15 protein-coding genes and 1 tRNA gene are annotated in these 16,789 nt (G+C 72.7%); 5 read left to right on the top strand and 11 right to left on the bottom strand.

The annotated features are described in order from the left end of the window. Nucleotides 1-59 precede the first annotated feature (59 nt). The 3 genes from ACZ4N4_RS19535 to ACZ4N4_RS19525 form a co-directional block, all read right to left on the bottom strand. The gene (locus ACZ4N4_RS19535; RefSeq protein WP_453567936.1) at nucleotides 60-1,064 is read right to left on the bottom strand and encodes a Gfo/Idh/MocA family protein; all 1,005 of its coding nucleotides are present in this window, start codon (nucleotides 1,062-1,064) and stop codon (nucleotides 60-62) included. Nucleotides 1,065-1,197: 133 nt separating this feature from the next. Next, entirely contained in the window at nucleotides 1,198-1,974 is a 777-nt protein-coding gene (locus ACZ4N4_RS19530; protein ID WP_467590242.1) for an SDR family oxidoreductase, read from the bottom strand. Between the two features lie 15 nt (nucleotides 1,975-1,989). Next, the gene (locus ACZ4N4_RS19525; protein WP_467590239.1) at nucleotides 1,990-3,156 is read right to left on the bottom strand and encodes a phytanoyl-CoA dioxygenase family protein; all 1,167 of its coding nucleotides are present in this window, start codon (nucleotides 3,154-3,156) and stop codon (nucleotides 1,990-1,992) included. A gap of 140 nt (nucleotides 3,157-3,296) precedes the next feature. Here ACZ4N4_RS19525 and ACZ4N4_RS19520 point away from each other — a divergent pair, with 140 nt between their 5' ends. After that, on the top strand, nucleotides 3,297-4,328 hold the full coding sequence (locus ACZ4N4_RS19520) for a LacI family DNA-binding transcriptional regulator (protein ID WP_450757788.1): 1,032 nt from the start codon (nucleotides 3,297-3,299) through the stop codon (nucleotides 4,326-4,328). A gap of 55 nt (nucleotides 4,329-4,383) precedes the next feature. On the opposite strand, the gene ACZ4N4_RS19515 is transcribed toward ACZ4N4_RS19520, so the two are convergent. Beyond that, nucleotides 4,384-4,731, bottom strand: a complete 348-nt coding sequence (locus tag ACZ4N4_RS19515) for a cupin domain-containing protein (protein ID WP_467590235.1) — start codon at nucleotides 4,729-4,731, stop codon at nucleotides 4,384-4,386. Between the two features lie 129 nt (nucleotides 4,732-4,860). Here ACZ4N4_RS19515 and ACZ4N4_RS19510 point away from each other — a divergent pair, with 129 nt between their 5' ends. Together ACZ4N4_RS19510 and ACZ4N4_RS19505 are read left to right on the top strand one after the other, a co-directional pair. Then, nucleotides 4,861-5,373, top strand: a complete 513-nt coding sequence (locus ACZ4N4_RS19510; RefSeq protein ID WP_467590233.1) for a hypothetical protein — start codon at nucleotides 4,861-4,863, stop codon at nucleotides 5,371-5,373. A gap of 70 nt (nucleotides 5,374-5,443) precedes the next feature. Then, nucleotides 5,444-5,626: a hypothetical protein gene (locus ACZ4N4_RS19505; protein ID WP_467590230.1), complete on the top strand. Its 183-nt coding sequence runs from the start codon at nucleotides 5,444-5,446 to the stop codon at nucleotides 5,624-5,626. Nucleotides 5,627-5,774: 148 nt separating this feature from the next. Here ACZ4N4_RS19505 and ACZ4N4_RS19500 read toward each other — a convergent pair whose 3' ends face one another. After that, nucleotides 5,775-6,353, bottom strand: coding sequence for a TetR/AcrR family transcriptional regulator (locus ACZ4N4_RS19500; RefSeq protein ID WP_453567954.1), 579 nt, complete (start codon nucleotides 6,351-6,353; stop codon nucleotides 5,775-5,777). Between the two features lie 207 nt (nucleotides 6,354-6,560). On the opposite strand from ACZ4N4_RS19500, the gene ACZ4N4_RS19495 reads away from it, so the two are divergent. Together ACZ4N4_RS19495 and ACZ4N4_RS19490 are read left to right on the top strand one after the other, a co-directional pair. Beyond that, nucleotides 6,561-7,988, top strand: a complete 1,428-nt coding sequence (locus ACZ4N4_RS19495; RefSeq protein WP_467590227.1) for an MFS transporter — start codon at nucleotides 6,561-6,563, stop codon at nucleotides 7,986-7,988. 45 nt (nucleotides 7,989-8,033) lie between these two features. Beyond that, nucleotides 8,034-8,107: transfer RNA gene (locus ACZ4N4_RS19490), tRNA-Pro, on the top strand. A gap of 145 nt (nucleotides 8,108-8,252) precedes the next feature. Here ACZ4N4_RS19490 and ACZ4N4_RS19485 read toward each other — a convergent pair. The 6 genes from ACZ4N4_RS19485 to ACZ4N4_RS19460 all read right to left on the bottom strand — a co-directional run bounded on the left by ACZ4N4_RS19485 (nucleotide 8,253) and on the right by ACZ4N4_RS19460 (nucleotide 16,675). Further along, nucleotides 8,253-8,561, bottom strand: a complete 309-nt coding sequence (locus tag ACZ4N4_RS19485; protein WP_467590224.1) for a hypothetical protein — start codon at nucleotides 8,559-8,561, stop codon at nucleotides 8,253-8,255. 262 nt (nucleotides 8,562-8,823) lie between these two features. Next, nucleotides 8,824-9,975 carry a substrate-binding domain-containing protein gene (locus tag ACZ4N4_RS19480; protein ID WP_467590221.1) on the bottom strand — a complete coding sequence of 384 codons (1,152 nt, stop codon included), beginning with the start codon at nucleotides 9,973-9,975 and terminating at the stop codon, nucleotides 8,824-8,826. Between the two features lie 35 nt (nucleotides 9,976-10,010). Then, nucleotides 10,011-11,081: an ABC transporter permease gene (locus ACZ4N4_RS19475; RefSeq protein ID WP_467590219.1), complete on the bottom strand. Its 1,071-nt coding sequence runs from the start codon at nucleotides 11,079-11,081 to the stop codon at nucleotides 10,011-10,013. Beyond that, nucleotides 11,078-12,607 carry a sugar ABC transporter ATP-binding protein gene (locus tag ACZ4N4_RS19470; protein ID WP_467590216.1) on the bottom strand — a complete coding sequence of 510 codons (1,530 nt, stop codon included), beginning with the start codon at nucleotides 12,605-12,607 and terminating at the stop codon, nucleotides 11,078-11,080. Before ACZ4N4_RS19470 ends, ACZ4N4_RS19475 begins: the two co-directional genes overlap by 4 nt. A gap of 122 nt (nucleotides 12,608-12,729) precedes the next feature. Then, nucleotides 12,730-15,552 (bottom strand): SpoIIE family protein phosphatase, encoded by a 2,823-nt coding sequence (locus ACZ4N4_RS19465; protein WP_467590213.1) that lies wholly within the window; start codon nucleotides 15,550-15,552, stop codon nucleotides 12,730-12,732. A gap of 136 nt (nucleotides 15,553-15,688) precedes the next feature. Next, the gene (locus ACZ4N4_RS19460) at nucleotides 15,689-16,675 is read right to left on the bottom strand and encodes a cyclase family protein (protein ID WP_467590210.1); all 987 of its coding nucleotides are present in this window, start codon (nucleotides 16,673-16,675) and stop codon (nucleotides 15,689-15,691) included. Nucleotides 16,676-16,789: the final 114 nt, after the last annotated feature.

Genomic DNA, 16,789 nt, shown 5'->3' with positions numbered 1-16,789 from the left:
GAAGGGGCGGGCCGGGACCGTGCTCAGGTCCGCTGCCCGCCCCGCCGTCGTGCCCGGTGTCAGGCGCCGCGTACCTCCGCGATCGTCACCGGACGGTGCTCGTGCAGGGACAGCGTGCAGGCCTCCGCGATCCAGCCGGCCTCCAGGGCGTCCTCGACCGTGCAGGGGGAGGGGCGGGAGCCGGCCACGACCTCCGTGAACGCGGCGAGTTCGGCGCGGTAGGCCGCGGTGAAGCGGTCCATGAAGAAGTCGTGCGGGGTGCCCGCCGGGAAGGTCACCCCGGGCTCGACCGAACGCAGCGGGAGCTTGTCCTCCAGGCCGACGGCGATCGAGTCCTGGAAGCCGTGCAGCTCCATGCGGACGTCGTAACCCCGCGCGTTGTGGCGGGAGTTGGAGACCACCGCGATGGTGCCGTCGTCCAGGGTGAGGATCGCCCCGGTGGTGTCGGCGTCGCCTGCCTCCCTGATGTAGTCGGCGCCCCGGTTGCCGCCGACCGCGTACACCTCGGTGACCTCCCGGCCGGTCACCCAGCGGATGATGTCGAAGTCGTGCACGGAACAGTCCCGGAAGATGCCGCCGGACACGGCGACATAGGCGGCGGGCGGCGGGGCCGGGTCCAGGGTGGTCGAGCGGACGGTGTGCAGCTTGCCCAGTTCGCCGGCCTGGACGGCGGCACGCGCGGCGACGAACCCGGCGTCGAAGCGCCGGTTGTAGCCGATCTGGATCGGCACACCCTTGCCCTGTACGGCCTTGAGGACCTCGACACCGTCGCTCATGTGCTTGGCGACGGGCTTCTCGCAGAAGACGGGGATGCCGGCCTCGACGCCGGCCAGGATCAGGGCCGGGTGGGCGTCGGTGGCGGCGGCCACCACGATGCCGTCCACGCCGGCGGCCAGCAGCGCCTCGGGCGAGTCCACGACCTCACCGCCGAACTTCTCGGCGGCGGCCTTGGCCGCGTCCGCGAACGGGTCGGTCAGGACGAGCGAGTCGACCGCGTCGAGCCCGGAGAGGGTCTCGGCGTGGAACGCGCCGATGCGGCCGAGGCCGAGGATTCCGATACGCATGTGCTTTGCTGCTTCCTTGAGGTTGAGGCGCCCCATCAGGGGCGCGGGGCTCTGTCGATATGCGGCTCCGCCGCGTGGGCGCGACCAGCCACCACGTGGCCGCGGACGACCAACGGCATGACCTGGCGACCCCTTAGTCGAGACCACCCAGCACGTTCTGGTCCCAGTCGATCACCGACCCGGTCACCACCCCCGACCGCTCGGAGAGCAGGAACACCACGAAGTCCGCGATCTCGTCCGGTTGGCCGAGCTTTCCCATCGGCAACCTGGACGCCGCCTCCTCCCGCCAGCCGTCCCCCGCCCCGTGGAAGGCCCGCTGCGTCGCGTCCTCGCCCTCCGTCGCCGTCCAGCCGATGTTCAGGCCGTTGATCCGCACCCGGTCCCAGCGGTGCGCGTGCGCCGCGTTGCGGGTCAGGCCGATCAGACCGGCCTTCGCGGCGACGTACGGCGCCAGGAACGGCTGCCCGCCGTGCGCGGACGACGTGATGATGTTGACCACCGTGCCGGGCGCCTTGCGCGCGACCATGTCGGCGACCGCCGCCTGCATCGCGAAGAACGGCCCCCTGAGGTTGATCGCGATGTGCTGGTCGAACAGTTCGGGCGTGGTGTCCAGCAGGGTGCCCCGGGTGGTGAGCCCCGCCGAGTTGACCAGGCAGTCGATCCGGCCGTACGCGTCGATCACCTCGGCCACCGAGGTCCTGGCCTGTTCGGCGTCCGAGAGGTCGGCCCGCACGTACAGCGCCTTGCCGCCGGCGGCGGTGAGTTCGGCCACCAGGGCCTCGCCGGGCTCGGGCCTGCGGCCCGTGACGGCCACCGTGGCGCCCGCGCGGCCCGCGGCCCGCGCGATGGCCGCGCCGACGCCCTGGCTGCCGCCGTTGACGAGGACGACCTTGTCGTCGAGAAGTCCCATGGAATCCTTGGCCTTTCAGCTCTCGCGCCGGGCCGTGGCGGCCCGAAGTCCGTCCCGCAGCACCCGCGTCGCCCAGCCCTCGCGCAGCGCCCGCCGCACCAGGTCCGCCTGCGAGGGCGGGGCCATGCCGTCGACCGGCGGATCGCTGTCCAGGTTGGTCGGGAAGGGGTAGCCCTCGGCGCTCGCGGCGATGACGTGCTCCAGCCAGGCCTCGGAGACCCCCTCCGTCCGGCGCCGGCGCAGTACCGGATAGACCGCGTTGGTCACCGCCTCCCGGTCCACCGTCTCCATGGCCCGTCCGAAGGCCGAGGAGACCTGGAGCAGGTTGGCCATCCGGCGCACGTCCACGCTCCGGTTGGTGCCGGCCGCGTGGAACACCGCCGGGTTGAAGAACACCGCGTCGCCCTTGGCCAGGGGCAGCTGTACGTGGTGGGCCTTGAAGTAGTCCTGGAACTCCGGTCGCCGCCAGGCCAGATAGCCCGGCTCGTAGGTCCCCGAGTAGGGGAGGTAGAGCGTCGGCCCGGACTCGACCGGCATGTCGCAGTGGGCGACCGCGCCCTGGAGGGTGAGCACGGGGGAGAGGCGGTGCACATGGGCCGGGTAGGCCTCGGCCTGCTCGTCGGAGAGGAAGCCGAGGTGGTAGTCGCGGTGCGCGGTCTGCGCCATGCCGCCCGGGTTGACCACGTTGATCTGCGAGGTGACCTGGTAGCCGGGGCCCAGCCAGGCCCTGGAGACCAGGGCCAGGATGTCGTTGGCGTAGTAGTCGGCGAACACCTCCGGGTCGTACAGCGCCGCCTTCTCCAGCGCGTTCCACACCCGTTCGTTGGCCCCCGGCTTCGCGAAGTGGTCGCCGGCCAACACCCCCGACTCCTTCTGCTCCGAGAGCAGCGCCTCGAACACCCCCGTGGCCCGGTCGACGACCTCCGGGTCGGGGAAGGCGCCCTTGAAGACGACGACACCGGGACCGTCGGCGAGGGCGCGCACGAGTTCGGTCCGCAGCGCATGGGGCGCGTCGGCGCCGCGCAGCCGCTCGCTGTCGTAGACGAGGACGTTGCGCTCGACGGACGAGGCATGCGGGTAGGCCGCCGGATCGGTGGTCCGCTCGACCAGCGCGCGGAAGGTGTCGAGGTCGCAGTCCTGCTGGGAGAGCCAGGCGCGGCCCTGTTCGGCGGCGAGGGACATCGGTGTCCTTCTTTCGGTCACGGCCACGGTCACGGCCCGGGGCAGGGCCATGGGAGCGGCGGGGCTCTGTCATTGTTGTCAGTACAAACCCCTCGAACAACCAGCAGTGAGCCATCAAAAACCCCTCAAGGAGCCAGGCTGTGGGTCACCCCTTCCCGATCCGTGAAATCGCACGTCAGGCAGGGCTCAGCGAGGCCACCGTGGACCGGGTGCTGAACGGCAGGGGAGGCGTACGGGAGAGCACCGAGCGGGAGGTGCGGCAGGCGATCGCCGACCTGGACCGGCAGCGCACCCAGGTCCGGCTGGTGGGCCGCACCTTCATGGTCGACATCGTGATGCAGGCGCCCGAGCGGTTCACCACGGCGGTGCGCGGGGCGCTCGAGGCGGAGTTGCCCGCGCTGCACCCGGCGGTGGTGCGCTCCCGGTTCCACTTCCGGGAGACCGGGCCGGTGGCGGAGCTGGTGGGGACGCTCGACCGGATAGCCCGCCGGGGCTCGCAGGGCGTGATCCTCAAGGCACCGGACGTCCCCGAGGTCACCGCCGCCGTGGGGCGCCTCAGGTCGGCGGAGATCCCGGTGGTCACCCTGGTCACCGACCTGCCCGCCAGCGGTCGGCTCGCCTACGTCGGCAGCGACAACCGGGCGGCCGGCGCCACCGCCGCGTATCTGATGGGCCAGTGGCTCGGCGGCCGGCCCGGCAATGTCCTCACCAGCCTCAGCAGCGGCTTCTTCCGCAACGAGGAGGAGCGCGAGATGGGCTTCCGCAGCGTCATGCGGGCCACCCATCCCGAGCGCACCGTGGTGGAGATCGCCGAGGGGCAGGGGCTGGACGCCACCCAGTACGACCTGGTCCGCGCCGCCCTCGAACGCGATCCGGAGATCCGCGCGGTCTACTCGATCGGCGGCGGCAACAACGCCACCCTGCGCGCCTTCGCCGAGCTGGGCCGGGAGTGCGCGGTGTTCGTCGCCCACGACCTCGACCACGACAACACCCGCCTGCTGCGCGAGCACCGCCTGTCCGCCGTCCTCCACCACGACCTGCGGCAGGACATGCGGGAGGCCTGCCACCTGGTGATGCGCGCCCAGGGCGCGCTGCCCCCGGCGGGCCCGGCCCTGCCGTCGCCGATCCAGGTGGTCACGCCGTACAACATGCCCGCCCCGGCGGGACGCTGAGCCGGTCGCTCCCAGAGGTCGGCCGTACCCGTCCCACGGACCGGCCGCACCCCGCTCACAGACTGATCGCGTACGCCTTGCGCAGCGTCTCGTGCACCGTCCACGTCGTACGGTCGCCCGCGCGCAGGACGGCCATGTCCCCGGGACCCACCGTGAGCGTCGGGCCGTCCTCGACCTCGATCGTCGCCGAGCCGCTGACCACCACGAACAGCTCGTCGGCCTCGGTGTCGGTGACCACACCCGGCGTGATCTGCCAGATCCCGCGGATCTGCTTGCCGTCGGCCGACTCCCAGACCACCTTGCCGGTGACCTCGGGCGTGCCGGAGAGGATCTGCGCCGGGTCCAGCGGCTCGGGTTCGAGGTCGGCGTCGGGGATGTGCAGGGCGAAGCTGGGTGTCGTCATACGGTGACCCTACCGAGCCCCCGGCGCCCTGGGCGTGGACAGGATGTGGGGCATCGGGCCTGGTGGGAGGACACTTCGTCGGGCCGTCCGGACTGGCGGGGGCGGCACGCCGGGGTGATCGTGGAGAACATGGCCGACTCCACGGCGGCGGTGGCGGAGCCGCACACGCACGGCACCCGCGAGGCCGTCCTGTTCGGCGGGGTCTACGGTGCCGTACTGGCTTCCTCGATGGTCGCGGCGCTCACCCAGTACGGCCACACCTCCGCCGCGAGCCGCCGTTACGACGCCCTCTGGCTGCTGGTGACCGCCTGTGCCTCCGCCCTGGCCCATGGCTACGCCCACTACATCGCCGAGCGCGCCCCGCACCGGCGCTGGGACGGGCTGCGCTCCCTGGCTGACGAGTGGCCGCTGGTCACGGCCGTGCTGCCCACGGTCTTCCTGCTCGCGGGCGCCGGCTGGGGCTGGTGGCCGCCCAAGGGCGTCGAGTACCCGGCGTTCATCCTGAACATCGTGATCCTGTTCGGTCTGGGCCTCGTCACGGCCCGCTGGTCGGCGCGGAGTTGGCCCGCGGCCGTGCTCATCGGCATCCTCGACGCGTTGCTCGGGGTGATCGTGGTGGTGGCCAACGCGCTGATCAAGTAGATCCGTTCATTGAACGGTGAACGGGTCTAGGCCCGCTCATGGTCACTGGTGCGCCGGGCAAGGAGCCGTCATGACGATCGAGGACGCGGTCACCACGGAGGCCGTCGCCGAACTCGGCCTGAAAGAAGGCGACTTGGCGGTGGCCGCCGGGCAGGTGGCGGGGCAGGGGTATGCCAACCCGAGGCCGGTCGCCGCGGGCGACGCGCTGGGTGTGTTGCGGGCGGCGTACGCCTGCGGAAGCGTTCGGGGCTGAGCGGCGAGTGGTGATCTGCGGGTCGGTGTGGCTTGTCGCGCCCGCGCGGCGGGAGCCCGAGATCGATACCGCCCCGCGCCTCTGAGGGATCGATACCGCCCCGCGCCTGTGAAGGATCGAATACCGCCCCGCGCCTCTGGAGGCGCGTCTACCGCACCGCTCGTACCCCGTCCAGGGCGATGGACATGACGCGGTCGCGCTGGGCCTCGTCCTCGAAGGCCGTCGCCGTGATGCCCGAGACCATCCGCAGCAGGTCGCCGATCTCCATGTCCGTCCGTACCACGCCCGCCTTCTGGGCCCTCTCCAGCAGCGGGCCGCCGGCCGAGTACATCGAGTCCCGGCAGGCCGAGAAGATCTCCGACTCGTCGTTGAGCGCCTCGCGCACCGCCCGCTTGGTGACCATGTAGCCGGTGAAGCGGTCCAGCCAGGAGGTCAGGGCCTGCCACGGTTCCAGCTCGGCCAGCTCGACGGCCGCCCGGCACAGGGTGTTGACCTCGTCGGCGTAGACGCTCTCGAAGAGGTCGCGGCGGGTGGGGAAGTTGCGGTACAGCGTGCCGATCCCGACCCCGGCGCGGCGGGCGACGTCCTCCAGGGAGGCCTCCGCGCCCTTCTCGGCGAACGCCTCGCGGGCGGCCGCGACCAGCGCGTCGTAGTTGCGTGCCGCGTCTTTGCGGTGCGGTCTGCGGGCCGCGACGATCTCACTGACGGGGAAGGGGCCGACGGTCACTGCTGCCTCCCGGGGGACGAGGGTGAACCGGAGGGATTCCTCGACTTCGGTTGAAGCGGAGGGTTGCCTCCAGTACAGTGGAGGGGTACCTCCACTTTAGCAGTGCGAGAAGGGCCCGCCATGGCCGGACGCGGCCTGCGCCCACGCCCTCTGCACCTACCCAGACATCTCGTTCCCTCCGTGTCCGATGTTCGGAGAGGCTCCTTCATGCCCCGGAAGTCCACCCGCCTCACCTTCGCGGTCCTCGCGACCGGTGCCGGCGTGTTCTCCATGCTCCAGTCGCTGGTCGCGCCGGCCCTGCCGACCGTCCAGCACGCCCTGCACACCTCGCAGTCCAACGCGACCTGGGTGATGACGGCCTACCTGCTGTCCGCCTCGGTCTTCACCCCGATACTCGGCCGGGTCGGCGACCTGGCCGGCAAGAAGCGCACCCTCGTCGCCGTCCTGCTGGCCGTCCTGGCCGGCTGTCTGCTCGCCGCCCTCGCGCCCAGCATCGGCGTCCTGATCATCGCCCGGGTCGTCCAGGGCGTCGGTGGCGCCCTGTTCCCGCTCTCTTTCGGCATCATCCGGGACGAGTTCGCCCCGGCCCAGGTCAGCGGCAGCATCAGCAACCTGTCCGCGGTGATCGCGGCCGGCGGCGGCGTCGGCATCGTGGCCGCCGGACCCATCGTCTCCGCGCTGGACTACCGCTGGCTGTTCTGGATCCCGGTCGGTGTGGTCGCCGTGACCGTCCTCATCGCCGCCCGCTATGTCCCCGAGTCGCCCAAGAGGGCCCAGGGCAGCGTGAGTTGGCTCGGCGCGGGGCTGCTCTCCGCGTGGCTGGTGGCGCTGCTGCTGCCGCTGAGCCAGGCCGGGCAGTGGGGCTGGGGCTCGGCCAAGGTGCTCGGCCTCTTCGGCGCGGCCGTCGTGCTGTTCGCGGTGTGGCTGCTCGTCGAGGCCCGCTCCCGCACCCCGCTGATCGACCTGCGCGTCATGCGGCTGCCCGTCGTCTGGACCACCAACGCGGCGGCCCTGCTGTTCGGCGCGGGCATGTACGCCCTCTGGTCCTTCCTGCCCGGCTTCGTGCAGACGCCGTCCTCCGCCGGATACGGCTTCGGTGCCAGCGTCACCGCCTCCGGGCTGCTGATGCTCCCGATGCTGCTCGCGATGTTCCTCTCCGGCATCCTCAGCGGCCGGCTCGAGCCCAGGGTGGGCGCGAAGGCGCTCCTCACCGCCGGTGCCGCCTTCGGTGCCCTCGCGCTCGGCCTGCTCGCCATGTGGCACACCGCCCAGTGGCAGATCGCCGTCGTCTCCGGCCTCTTCGGCCTCGGCATCGGCCTGGCCTTCGCCTCGATGGCCAACCTCGTCGTCGGCAGCGTGCCGCCCGAACAGACCGGCGCCGCGACCGGCATGAACGCCAACATCCGCACCATCGGCGGCTCCATCGGCGCCGCGCTCACCAGCGTCCTTGTCACCGGCCGGCTCCAGCCCTCCGGACTGCCCTACGCCTCCGGCTACACCCACGCCTGGGCGCTGCTCGCCCTGTTCTGCCTGGCCGCCGCCGGGGCCGCGCTCCTGGTGCCGGTCCGCCGCGGACAGCGCGTCACCGTACCGGTCACGGAGCCGGCGGCAGCGGCACCGGCACGCGTGCGGTAGTGTTGACCTGCGTGATCACGCGGCATCCTCCGCGTGACTCCGCAGCGGGACGTGGCGCAGCTTGGTAGCGCACTTGACTGGGGGTCAAGGGGTCGCAGGTTCAAATCCTGTCGTCCCGACTTTACGAAGTCGCAGATCAGGGTGTGTGTCAGAGGATTCTGACACACACCCTTGATCATTTCCGGGGCAAGTCGTGGGCGGGGCCCAGCACTTGGCGGCTGGGCCGTCAGGCCGCCGTCGATCGTCGGCGTGACCGCGTTCGGATCACAGGACCGCCCCCATGCGCCAGGGGACGATCTCCTCCGTCCCGAAGCCGCGTGCCTCGGACCTGCTCTCCGCGCCCGACGCCATGTCCACGAGGGCCTCGAACAAGGCGGTGCCGTACGAGACCTGGTCGGCGTGGCTCATGGCCGGGCCGGCGTCGAAGTCGATGTCGCCGCGCATCCGCTCGTACAGCCCGCTGGTGGTGCTGATCTTCAGGCAGGGGACCGGACGGGAGCCGAACAGCGAGCCGCGTCCGGTCGTGAAGGCGAGCAGGATGGCGCCGCCGGCGACCATGCCGGTGGCCGACACGGGGTCGCAGCCGGGCGTGTCCTGAAGGTGAGGCCCGGCGCGGTGACCGGCTAGCCGTACCCGACGACGTCGTTCAGCGGGCTGGTCCCGGACTTGACCACGGCGCCCAGGGACGCCTAGGGATCCACCCTGCACTGGGTGATGGCGCGACAGGACCTGGCCGGGCGACGCTTCGACCGGGCACACGTCTCGTTCTTCTGGAATCCCCGAGCTGAATCCCCCCGCAAGCCGGTCCCGGTGCGCGTCCCCCGTCGTGCCTCCGTCACCTGCCCCAGATCTTCCGGTAGGCCTCCTGGTAGCCCGACGGGTCCCAGGCCGAGGTCCCTTCGCTGTTGGCCGCCGTGGAGACGTGCACAGGCGCGACGTAACCGCTGGCGGGACGGCCGGAGAAGGCGCGGTTGAACTCGTCGGCGATCTGCCAGCCCTGCAGCGACAGCGGCTCGGGGACGGTGGCCGCCTGGTACTGACCGCCGTTGATGCGCTGGAAGGCGGACGGGTCGCCGTCGCCGGCGCCGATGTTGAAGGGCGGCCCGGTTCCGCTGTCCCCGGCCGCGCGGAAGGCGGGGGCGGCATCGGCGAAGTACAGGTCGTTGATCGCCACGGAGTAGGTCCACCGGCTCCCGAACCGGGCCAGGAGGGTGGAGACCTCCCTGGCGGTACGGGCGCTGGCGTCCGGGATCGGGATGTTCTCGTACGCCAGCACCCGCACCCCCGCACAGGTGGCCAGCCCCTTTCTGATCAGCTCGGACTTGTGGTGGGCGAACGGGATCGAGGCGTCGGTGAAGAGGACGACCCCGGCGTTGCCCCGGGAGTCCGCGACGACCCACTGCGCGCTGATCGCGGCGACGTCACCGACGTCGGTGGTGATGTTGGTGAAGAGCTTCGGCCGCACGCTGGGACCGGGGGAGGTGACCGCGTGCCAGCCGACGAGCGGGATGCCCGCCGCGGTGGCCCGGGCGGTCTGCTGCGAGGTCGAGTCGGGGTCGAAGCCGCCGATGACGATGCCCGAGGGCCTCAGAGCCACGGCCTCGCTCAGCGCCGCCTGGATACCGGCGGGGGTGCCCTCGCCGTCGATCACCCGGACGTTCCAGCCGATGACCTGCGCGGCCTCCCGCAGGCCCTTCGCGACGCCCGCGACGCCGGGGTTGGTCATGGTCTGCGCGACGTAGACGATCGTCTTGCCGGACACCGCGGCGGGGCCGCTGGTCGGCCCGTTCCAGGGGACGTCGGTCCGCTCCGCCCGGGTGACTGCTGCCCGGGCCCGTGCCTGGGCCGCCGGGCAGCCGCTCGGGCCGGTGGCGGAGGCCGTGGGGGCGTCCGGTGACCCGCGTTCGCAGCCCGCGAGCGCGGTCGCCGCCACCAGCAGGGCGACGGTGACGGATCGGGTCGGGGAGACCCTGCGGTTGCGGCGCACGGGGGCTCCTCGCGCGGGAGAAGGACGCGGGGGACTCATGGCGTGGGGCCCGCCGGGTCACCGTCCCGGCCCGAGGGGGACGGCTCGGAGGGGGCGGCGGACGCGTCGGCCCCGGTGCGCAGACGGCGGGCGGAGTAGCCGGCCAGTCCGACGGCGAGCAGGAGCGTGCCGCCGTAGAACAGCGGGACCGTCCAGAAGTCCGCGCCCAGCTGGCCGATGCCGGTCAGGCCGACCGCGAGCACGGCGACGGCGACCAGCGTGCCCAGGGCGTTGGGGCGGCCGGGTCTGATCGCGGTGGAGCCGAGGAGCGCCCCGGCGAAGGCGGGCAGCAGATAGTCCAGGCCGACACTGGGATTGCCGATCTGCTGCTGGGCCGCGAGCAGCACACCGGCGAAACCGACCAGCAGCCCCGACGCGGCGAACGCGTAGACGGTGTACCGGCGGCCCGGGATGCCGACGAGCTCGGCCGCGCGCGGGTTCGAGCCGACGACGTAGAGGTAGCGGCCGAGCGGCAGCCGCTCCAGCACCAGCCAGAGGGCGACGGCGAGGGCGAGCACGTACCAGGCGGGCAACGGAAGCCCGAGGAAAGTGGAGTTGTAGAGAGCGGTGAACGCGGCGGGGAGTCCCTGCGGACCGGGGACGATCCGGCCGCCGTCGGTGATCCAGCCGGTCACGGCGTACATCATGCTGCCGGTCCCGAGGGTGGCGATGAAGGAGTCGATCCGGCCGAACTCGACGACCGCGCCGTTGAGGACGCCCACCACCGCCCCGCCGGCGACCACCACCAGGCAGGCCCAGGGCCAGGGCCACTGCTCGGTGACCACGAGGTGCATCACCATCACGTGCGCCAGGCCGAGGCCGTAGCCGAGGGAGAGGTCGAACGCGCCGGTCACGATGGGGACCGTGGCGGCGAGCGCGAGGACGGCCGGGATGGACTGGTTGAACAGGATCGAGTCGACCGTGTCCCGGGTCGGAAAGGTGCGGGGCAGCGCGAGCGAGAAGACCAGGAAGAGCAGAGCGGTGAGGGCCGGCAGGCCGTAGGCGCCGACGTGACGTCCGGCGGGGCCCCGGCGCGGCCGGGCCGGGGACCTGGGCGAGGCGGTCATGAGGCCGTCGCGGTTCCGGCGGGGGGCATGGCCGAGGCCGCCCGGGTGAGCCCGGTGACCGTGAGCGCGGGACCGCTCAGTTCGGCCGTCACGGAGCCGCGGACGAACACCAGGGCGCGCCGGCACACGCCGGCGACCTCCTCGAAGTCCGTGGAGACGAGCAGCACCGCGAGCCCGCCGGCCAGCGCCTCGTCGAGCAGTCGGTAGACGGCGGCCTTGGCCCCGACGTCCACACTCGCCGTCGGGTCCTCCAGGACCAGCAGGCGCAGGCCCACCGGGTGCCAGCGGCCGAGCATGACCTTCTGCTGGTTTCCGCCGGACAGCGTGCCGATCGGGGCCTCGCTGTCCGGGGGACGCACCGAGAACCGTTCGATCAGGCCGGCGGCCATGGCGCGTTCACGGCGGGGGACGATCCGGTGCAGCGCCGGCACGCCCGCGGCGCCCGGATTGGCCAGGAGGTTCTCCCGCACGGTCAGTTCGGCGGCGCAGCCCTCCCGCTGTCTGTCCCCGGGCACCAGGCCGACCCCGAGGCGGACGGCGTCGGCGACCGTGCGGGGGCGGTACGGTCGGCCGTCGAGCAGGACCCGGCCGCCGAGGAGGGGGCGGGCACCTGCCAGGGCCCGGCCCAGTTCCCGGTGTCCGGCGCCGGAGAGGCCGACCAGCCCCAGCACCTCGCCCGCCCCGAGGTCCAGGCCGACCGGTCCGGCACCGGCGGTCCGTACGCCGTCGAGGGTGAGGACGGCCGGGCCGTCGGCGGGGACGGTGGCGGGCCGGTACCGGGTGGGTTCCTCGCCGACGATGTCGCGGACCAGTCGGGCGGGACTGTGGCCCGCCAGGTCGCCGTGGCTGACGAGCCGGCCGTCGCGCAGGACGGCGAAGGCGTCGGCGACCTCGTACACCTCGTCCAGCCGGTGGGTGACGTAGAGCAGGCCGTGCCCCCGGTCGCGCAGGGTGCGCAGGACGCGGAACAGCCGGGCGCAGTCCGCGGCGGGCAGCCGGGCGGTCGGCTCGTCCAGGACGACGACTCCCGCCCGGGTGGCCAGGGCGCGGGCGATGGCGACCAGCGACCGCTCGGCGGGGGAGAGCCGGGCGACCGGCGTGGCGGGGTCGAGGTTCCCGGCGACGGCCGCCAGGGTGTCGGCGCACCGCTCCCGGGTGCGCCGCCAGGAGATCAGCCCGGCGCGGCGCCGGTATCCGGTGCTCAGGGCGATGTTCTCGGCGACGGTCATCCACTCCACCAGACCGAGGTCCTGGTGGATGAAGGACAGGGCGGCGCAGGCGGCACGGCTGCCCAGCGGGTGCCCGTCCACCGTGACCCGTCCCGCCTCGGCGCGGTGGATGCCGGCGAGCACCTTGATGAGGGTCGACTTCCCGGCGCCGTTGGGGCCGAGGAGGGCGAGCACGCTGCCCGCGCGGACGTCGAGGTCGACCCCGTCGAGCGCGAGGGTCCCGCCGAACCGCTTGGTGAGGCCGCGGACGCGGACCAGGGGGTGCGCAGAGGTGTCGGGAGGGTCGTGCACGGACATCTCCGAGGGTCGGCCTGGCGAGTTCTTCCCGACTGTCGCCAGCGATACTAATAGGACTATCCATACCAATTCGGGTATCTGTCGCTCGGTGTGACACCAACGGGTCAGTGGCGGTGCCGGTCTCAGCCGCCCCCCAGGCCGCACTCGGCCCAGATGACCTTGCCCTGCGGCAGATAGCGCGTCCCCCAGCTCTGTGCCAGCTGGGCGATGAGGAACAGGCCCCTGCCGCCCTCGTCGGTGCTGGCCGCCCGGCGCAGATGGGGGGCGGTGTTGCTGGTGTCGGAGACCTCGCAGATCAGGGTGCGGTCGAGCAGCAGCCGCACCCGGATCGGGCCGGAGCCGTGGCGGATGGCGTTGGTGACCAGCTCGCTGAGCATCAGTTCCGCCGCGAACGCGGCCTCGCCGACTCCCCAGTCGGCCAGTTGCCGCATGGCGGCGGCCCGGACCTCGCCGACGAGGGCCGGGTCGGCCTCCAGCTCCCAGCCGGCGATCCGGTCGGGGGGCAGGGTGCAGGTGCGGGCGACGAGCAGCGCGATGTCGTCACCCGGGTGGACGGGTGCCACGCCGTTCAGGATGGCCTGGCAGGTCTCGTCGGGCGTGCGCCCCGGTTGCGCCAGGACCGTACGCAGCCGGTCGAGGGCGACGTCGACGTCCCGGTACCGGTCCTCGATGAGCCCGTCGGTGTAGAGGACCAGCAGACTGCCCTCGGGGAGGCCGACGTCGACGGCTTCGAAGGGCAGGCCGCCGAGGCCGAGCGGCGGACCGGCGGGCAGCTGGGGGAAGGACACCGTGCCGTCGGGGCGGACCAGCGCGGGCGGCGGGTGCCCGGCGCGGGCCATGGTGCACTGCCGCGTGGTCGGGTCGTAGACGGCGTACAGGCAGGTCGCGCCGAGGATGCCCGCTTCGGCGGCGGCGGGGTCCTCCCGGTCCAGGCGTCCCACCAGGTTGTCGAGATGGGTGAGGACCTCGTCCGGGGGGAAGTCGAGTTCGGCGAAGCTGCGGGCGGCGGTGCGCAGCCGGCCCATGGTGGCGGCGGAGAGCATGCCGTGGCCGACGACGTCCCCGACCATGAGCCCGACCCGGGTGCCGGAGAGCGGGATGACGTCGTACCAGTCCCCGCCCACGTCGGACTCGGCCGGCAGGTAGCGGTGGGCCACCTCGACGGCGTCCTGGTCGGGCAGGCCCTGCGGGAGCAGGCTGCGCTGGAGGGCCAGGACCATGGTGCGCTCGCGGGTGTAGCGCCGGGCGTTGTCGATGGACAGGGCGGCACGGGCGGCGAGTTCCTGGGCCAGCGAACGGTCGTCGTCGCCGAAGGGCGCGGGATCCTGGCCGCGGTAGAAGGCGGCTACGCCCAGGACGACACCGCGGGCCACCAGCGGGACCGCGATCAGGGAGTGGACGTGGGTGAGCAGTTCCACGGTGTGCTCGGGGTCGTGCGCCAGCCAACCCGCGGCGACCTCAAGATCCGGCTCCAGCACCGGCTCCCCGCCGGTCAGGCAGCGCAGCTGCGGAGTGGCCGGGCCGTAGTCGACCTGCTTGCCGACCGGGTGGAAGGGGCAGTCGTCGCGGATGCCGTGCACCACCGTACGGCGCAGGTCGCCGTGCGGTTCGGCGGACTCCTCGCCGCGCAGTACCGCCTCGGGCAGGTCGATCGTGACGTAGTCGGCGAGTCGCGGCACCGCCGTCCGGGCCAGTTCCTGGGCGGTGCGGCGTACGTCCAGGGTGGTGCCTATGCGCGTACTGGCCTCGGACAGCAGCTCCAGCCGGCGTCGGGCGGCGAGGGCGTACCGCCCCACCTCCGGTTCCCCCACGAGCAGCAGCCCTCTCGAGGGGGGCGTGACGGCGGGACGGCCCGCCCGTGCTCCCGCGACCGTGACGTCCCTGCCGCCCGAGCCGACCTGGCCGGGCGCGGTGACGGTGACGGCCCCGGACGGCAGGACGAAACCCGGGGCGGCGGGCGCGGGGGGGAAGTCCGGCAACTCGTCGAACGGCCACGGGGCGTTGAGGGGATCTCGCGGCGCGGGGCCCGGCAGAACGGCCTCGATGGCCACGCCCTCGACTCCGGTGGTGCTGGTCATGGGGCGGCTCAGCAGCGTGACACGGCGGCCGTCGGACAGGCAGACGTGGACGGCCGCCCGCTGTGCGCGGGAGAGCAGTTCGGTGGCCTTCTCCATGAGGATCGCGCGGTCCCGCGGGTGCTGTCCGAGGGCCAGTTCGGCCAGTCCGACGATGTGGCGACAGCCGACGGCGGCCTCCGCCTCGGTCTCCATGTACGCCCGCAGCAGCGCCCGCTCGCGTGCGGAGCTCTGTTTCAGCAGCCGACGTTCGACGGCGCGCGCCGCCTTGCGGATCACGGTGGCCAGCCGGGGGTCGTCGAAGGAGTGTGGATAGCCGAAGCACAGCACGCCCTCGATACGGCCGCTGAGCGGGTCGCGGACCGGGAGCGCGCGGCAGGCGCTCGTCTGGGCCCGCTCGGCGAAGTGCTCGGCGCCGTAGACCCGGATGAGCTGCCGCTCCGCCAGCGCCAGACCGATGCCGTTCGTGCCGGCGACCTGCTCGGCGAAGACGAAGCCCGGCACGCACTGGATCGCCGGGAGGCTTCTGGCCAGGGACGCCGCTCCGAAGCGGCGCAGCAGGACGGTGCCGTTCGGATCGGCGACGGATATGTTCAGCCGAGTGCCGGCGAACCTGTACTGGAGCCGGTCGAGCACCGGCACGGCCGCGCGCACGATCCGGGCGTCCCGTTCGAAATCGTCCCGGAAGGGGAGGTCGGCCTGGTCCGCCGAGAGCCCCAGGGACCGGCAGCGCTGCCACGAGTTCAGGATCGAGGTACGCACACCCGCGTCGACGGGTCCGCCCTCCAGGAACCGCTCACGCGAACGCGCGGGCCCTGCGCCGCCTGTCGCACGCCCCGTGGGCGTCGGTGCCCCGCCGAACCGCACCACGCTTCGCCTCGCTCGCGATAGTCCACTTTCCGTTAACAATTTCCGTAATCAATCCGATATAAAAGAGAATACGGACATTAGGGACGTGAGTCACGGGGTGGGCATTGCTGTCATGCGCATATCGCCCGGCTCTTCGTCACAGGACCGCCACCGGGCTGACGGGCGAACCCGTTCCGCCCGGGACGTTCAGTGGTGCCACCACCAGCAGGAACTCGTACCGTCCGGCCTTCGCGGTGGCGGCCGAGAGGGCTTCCAGATCGAGGTTGTCCAGCAGCGGGACGCCCATCGCGGCCAGGGCCAGGGCATGGACCGGCGAGTGCACACCCTCGACGGGCGAGGGCCGGACATCGCTGTCGCCGTCACCGCCGAGCAGCGCGATGCCGCGCTCCGCCAGCAGCGGTACGGCGTCCACGTGGAAGCCCGCGCTCGCGGTGTCCGGGTCCCAGGCGCCCAGCTCCGTGCGGCGCCGGACGTGCCCGGACCGCAGCAGCAGCGCGTCACCCTCGCCGATCGTCACCCCCAGCCTCCGCTCCGCGTCGGTGACGTCCCGCGCGTGCACCGCTCGTCCCGGCTCCAGCCAGCGGACCCCGAGGACGGCGGGGAGGTCCAGGAGCACACCCCTGGTGACCAGGGGCCCGAGCGACGACACCGCCCCGAAGCGGGCGCCCGCGGTGCCCACCACGTCGGCGGCCGTCCGGCCGTCGTAGAGCTGCCCCCGGTAGGCGACGTGGCACAGGGCGTCGAGATGCGTGATGCCCTTGCCGTGGTAGTCGGCGGCGATGAAGTCCTTGTGGGCGGTGGGCTCCGGGCGCTCCACGTCACCGAGGTCGGTCATGTGGTGCAGCGCGGGCCTGCGGTTGTCGGGGCCGGGCCGGGTGTTCCACGGCAGCGCCAGCGGGACGACCGCCCCGGACCGCACTCCGGCCGTGGCCCGCCGTACCCGGTCCGCGGTCACCCGGTTCCAGGCACCGCGGTCGGCCGGGTCCCAGCGCCCCCAGGTGCGGACCGCCTCGAAGAGCGCGTCGAACTCCCGCCGGGAGACGGCGGGCCCGTTGCCCGTGACGGCGGAGCCGGGACCAGAGGGATCGGGGGGATCGAGGGCATCGGCGGACTTCGAGGTCATCGGTACTCCCCGTTCTCCGTTTCCCGGGCGGGACGCACGGGAGCGTGGCGCCTGTGATCAACTCCAGCTTCGCACAGCGGCCTGCGCGGGCAGGCCCAGATGTGGGCCGCCTCG

This window comes from Streptomyces sp. NPDC026538 (assembly GCF_055567535.1).
The sequence above is the reverse complement of the archived record's forward strand: the minus strand, read 5'-3'. Positions and strand labels throughout refer to the sequence as shown.

What these genes read in the sequence shown, in the direction of transcription:
- ACZ4N4_RS19475 (WP_467590219.1), bottom strand. Translation starts at nt 11,081, where the DNA reads ATGACCGCCTCGCCCAGGTCCCCGGCCCGGCCGCGCCGGGGCCCCGCC.
- ACZ4N4_RS19515 (WP_467590235.1), bottom strand. Translation starts at nt 4,731, where the DNA reads ATGACGACACCCAGCTTCGCCCTGCACATCCCCGACGCCGACCTCGAA.
- ACZ4N4_RS19530 (WP_467590242.1), bottom strand. Translation starts at nt 1,974, where the DNA reads ATGGGACTTCTCGACGACAAGGTCGTCCTCGTCAACGGCGGCAGCCAG.
- ACZ4N4_RS19525 (WP_467590239.1), bottom strand. Translation starts at nt 3,156, where the DNA reads ATGTCCCTCGCCGCCGAACAGGGCCGCGCCTGGCTCTCCCAGCAGGAC.
- ACZ4N4_RS19460 (WP_467590210.1), bottom strand. Translation starts at nt 16,675, where the DNA reads ATGACCTCGAAGTCCGCCGATGCCCTCGATCCCCCCGATCCCTCTGGT.
- ACZ4N4_RS19535 (WP_453567936.1), bottom strand. Translation starts at nt 1,064, where the DNA reads ATGCGTATCGGAATCCTCGGCCTCGGCCGCATCGGCGCGTTCCACGCC.
- ACZ4N4_RS19470 (WP_467590216.1), bottom strand. Translation starts at nt 12,607, where the DNA reads ATGTCCGTGCACGACCCTCCCGACACCTCTGCGCACCCCCTGGTCCGC.
- ACZ4N4_RS19495 (WP_467590227.1), top strand. Translation starts at nt 6,561, where the DNA reads ATGCCCCGGAAGTCCACCCGCCTCACCTTCGCGGTCCTCGCGACCGGT.
- ACZ4N4_RS19505 (WP_467590230.1), top strand. Translation starts at nt 5,444, where the DNA reads ATGACGATCGAGGACGCGGTCACCACGGAGGCCGTCGCCGAACTCGGC.
- ACZ4N4_RS19510 (WP_467590233.1), top strand. Translation starts at nt 4,861, where the DNA reads ATGGCCGACTCCACGGCGGCGGTGGCGGAGCCGCACACGCACGGCACC.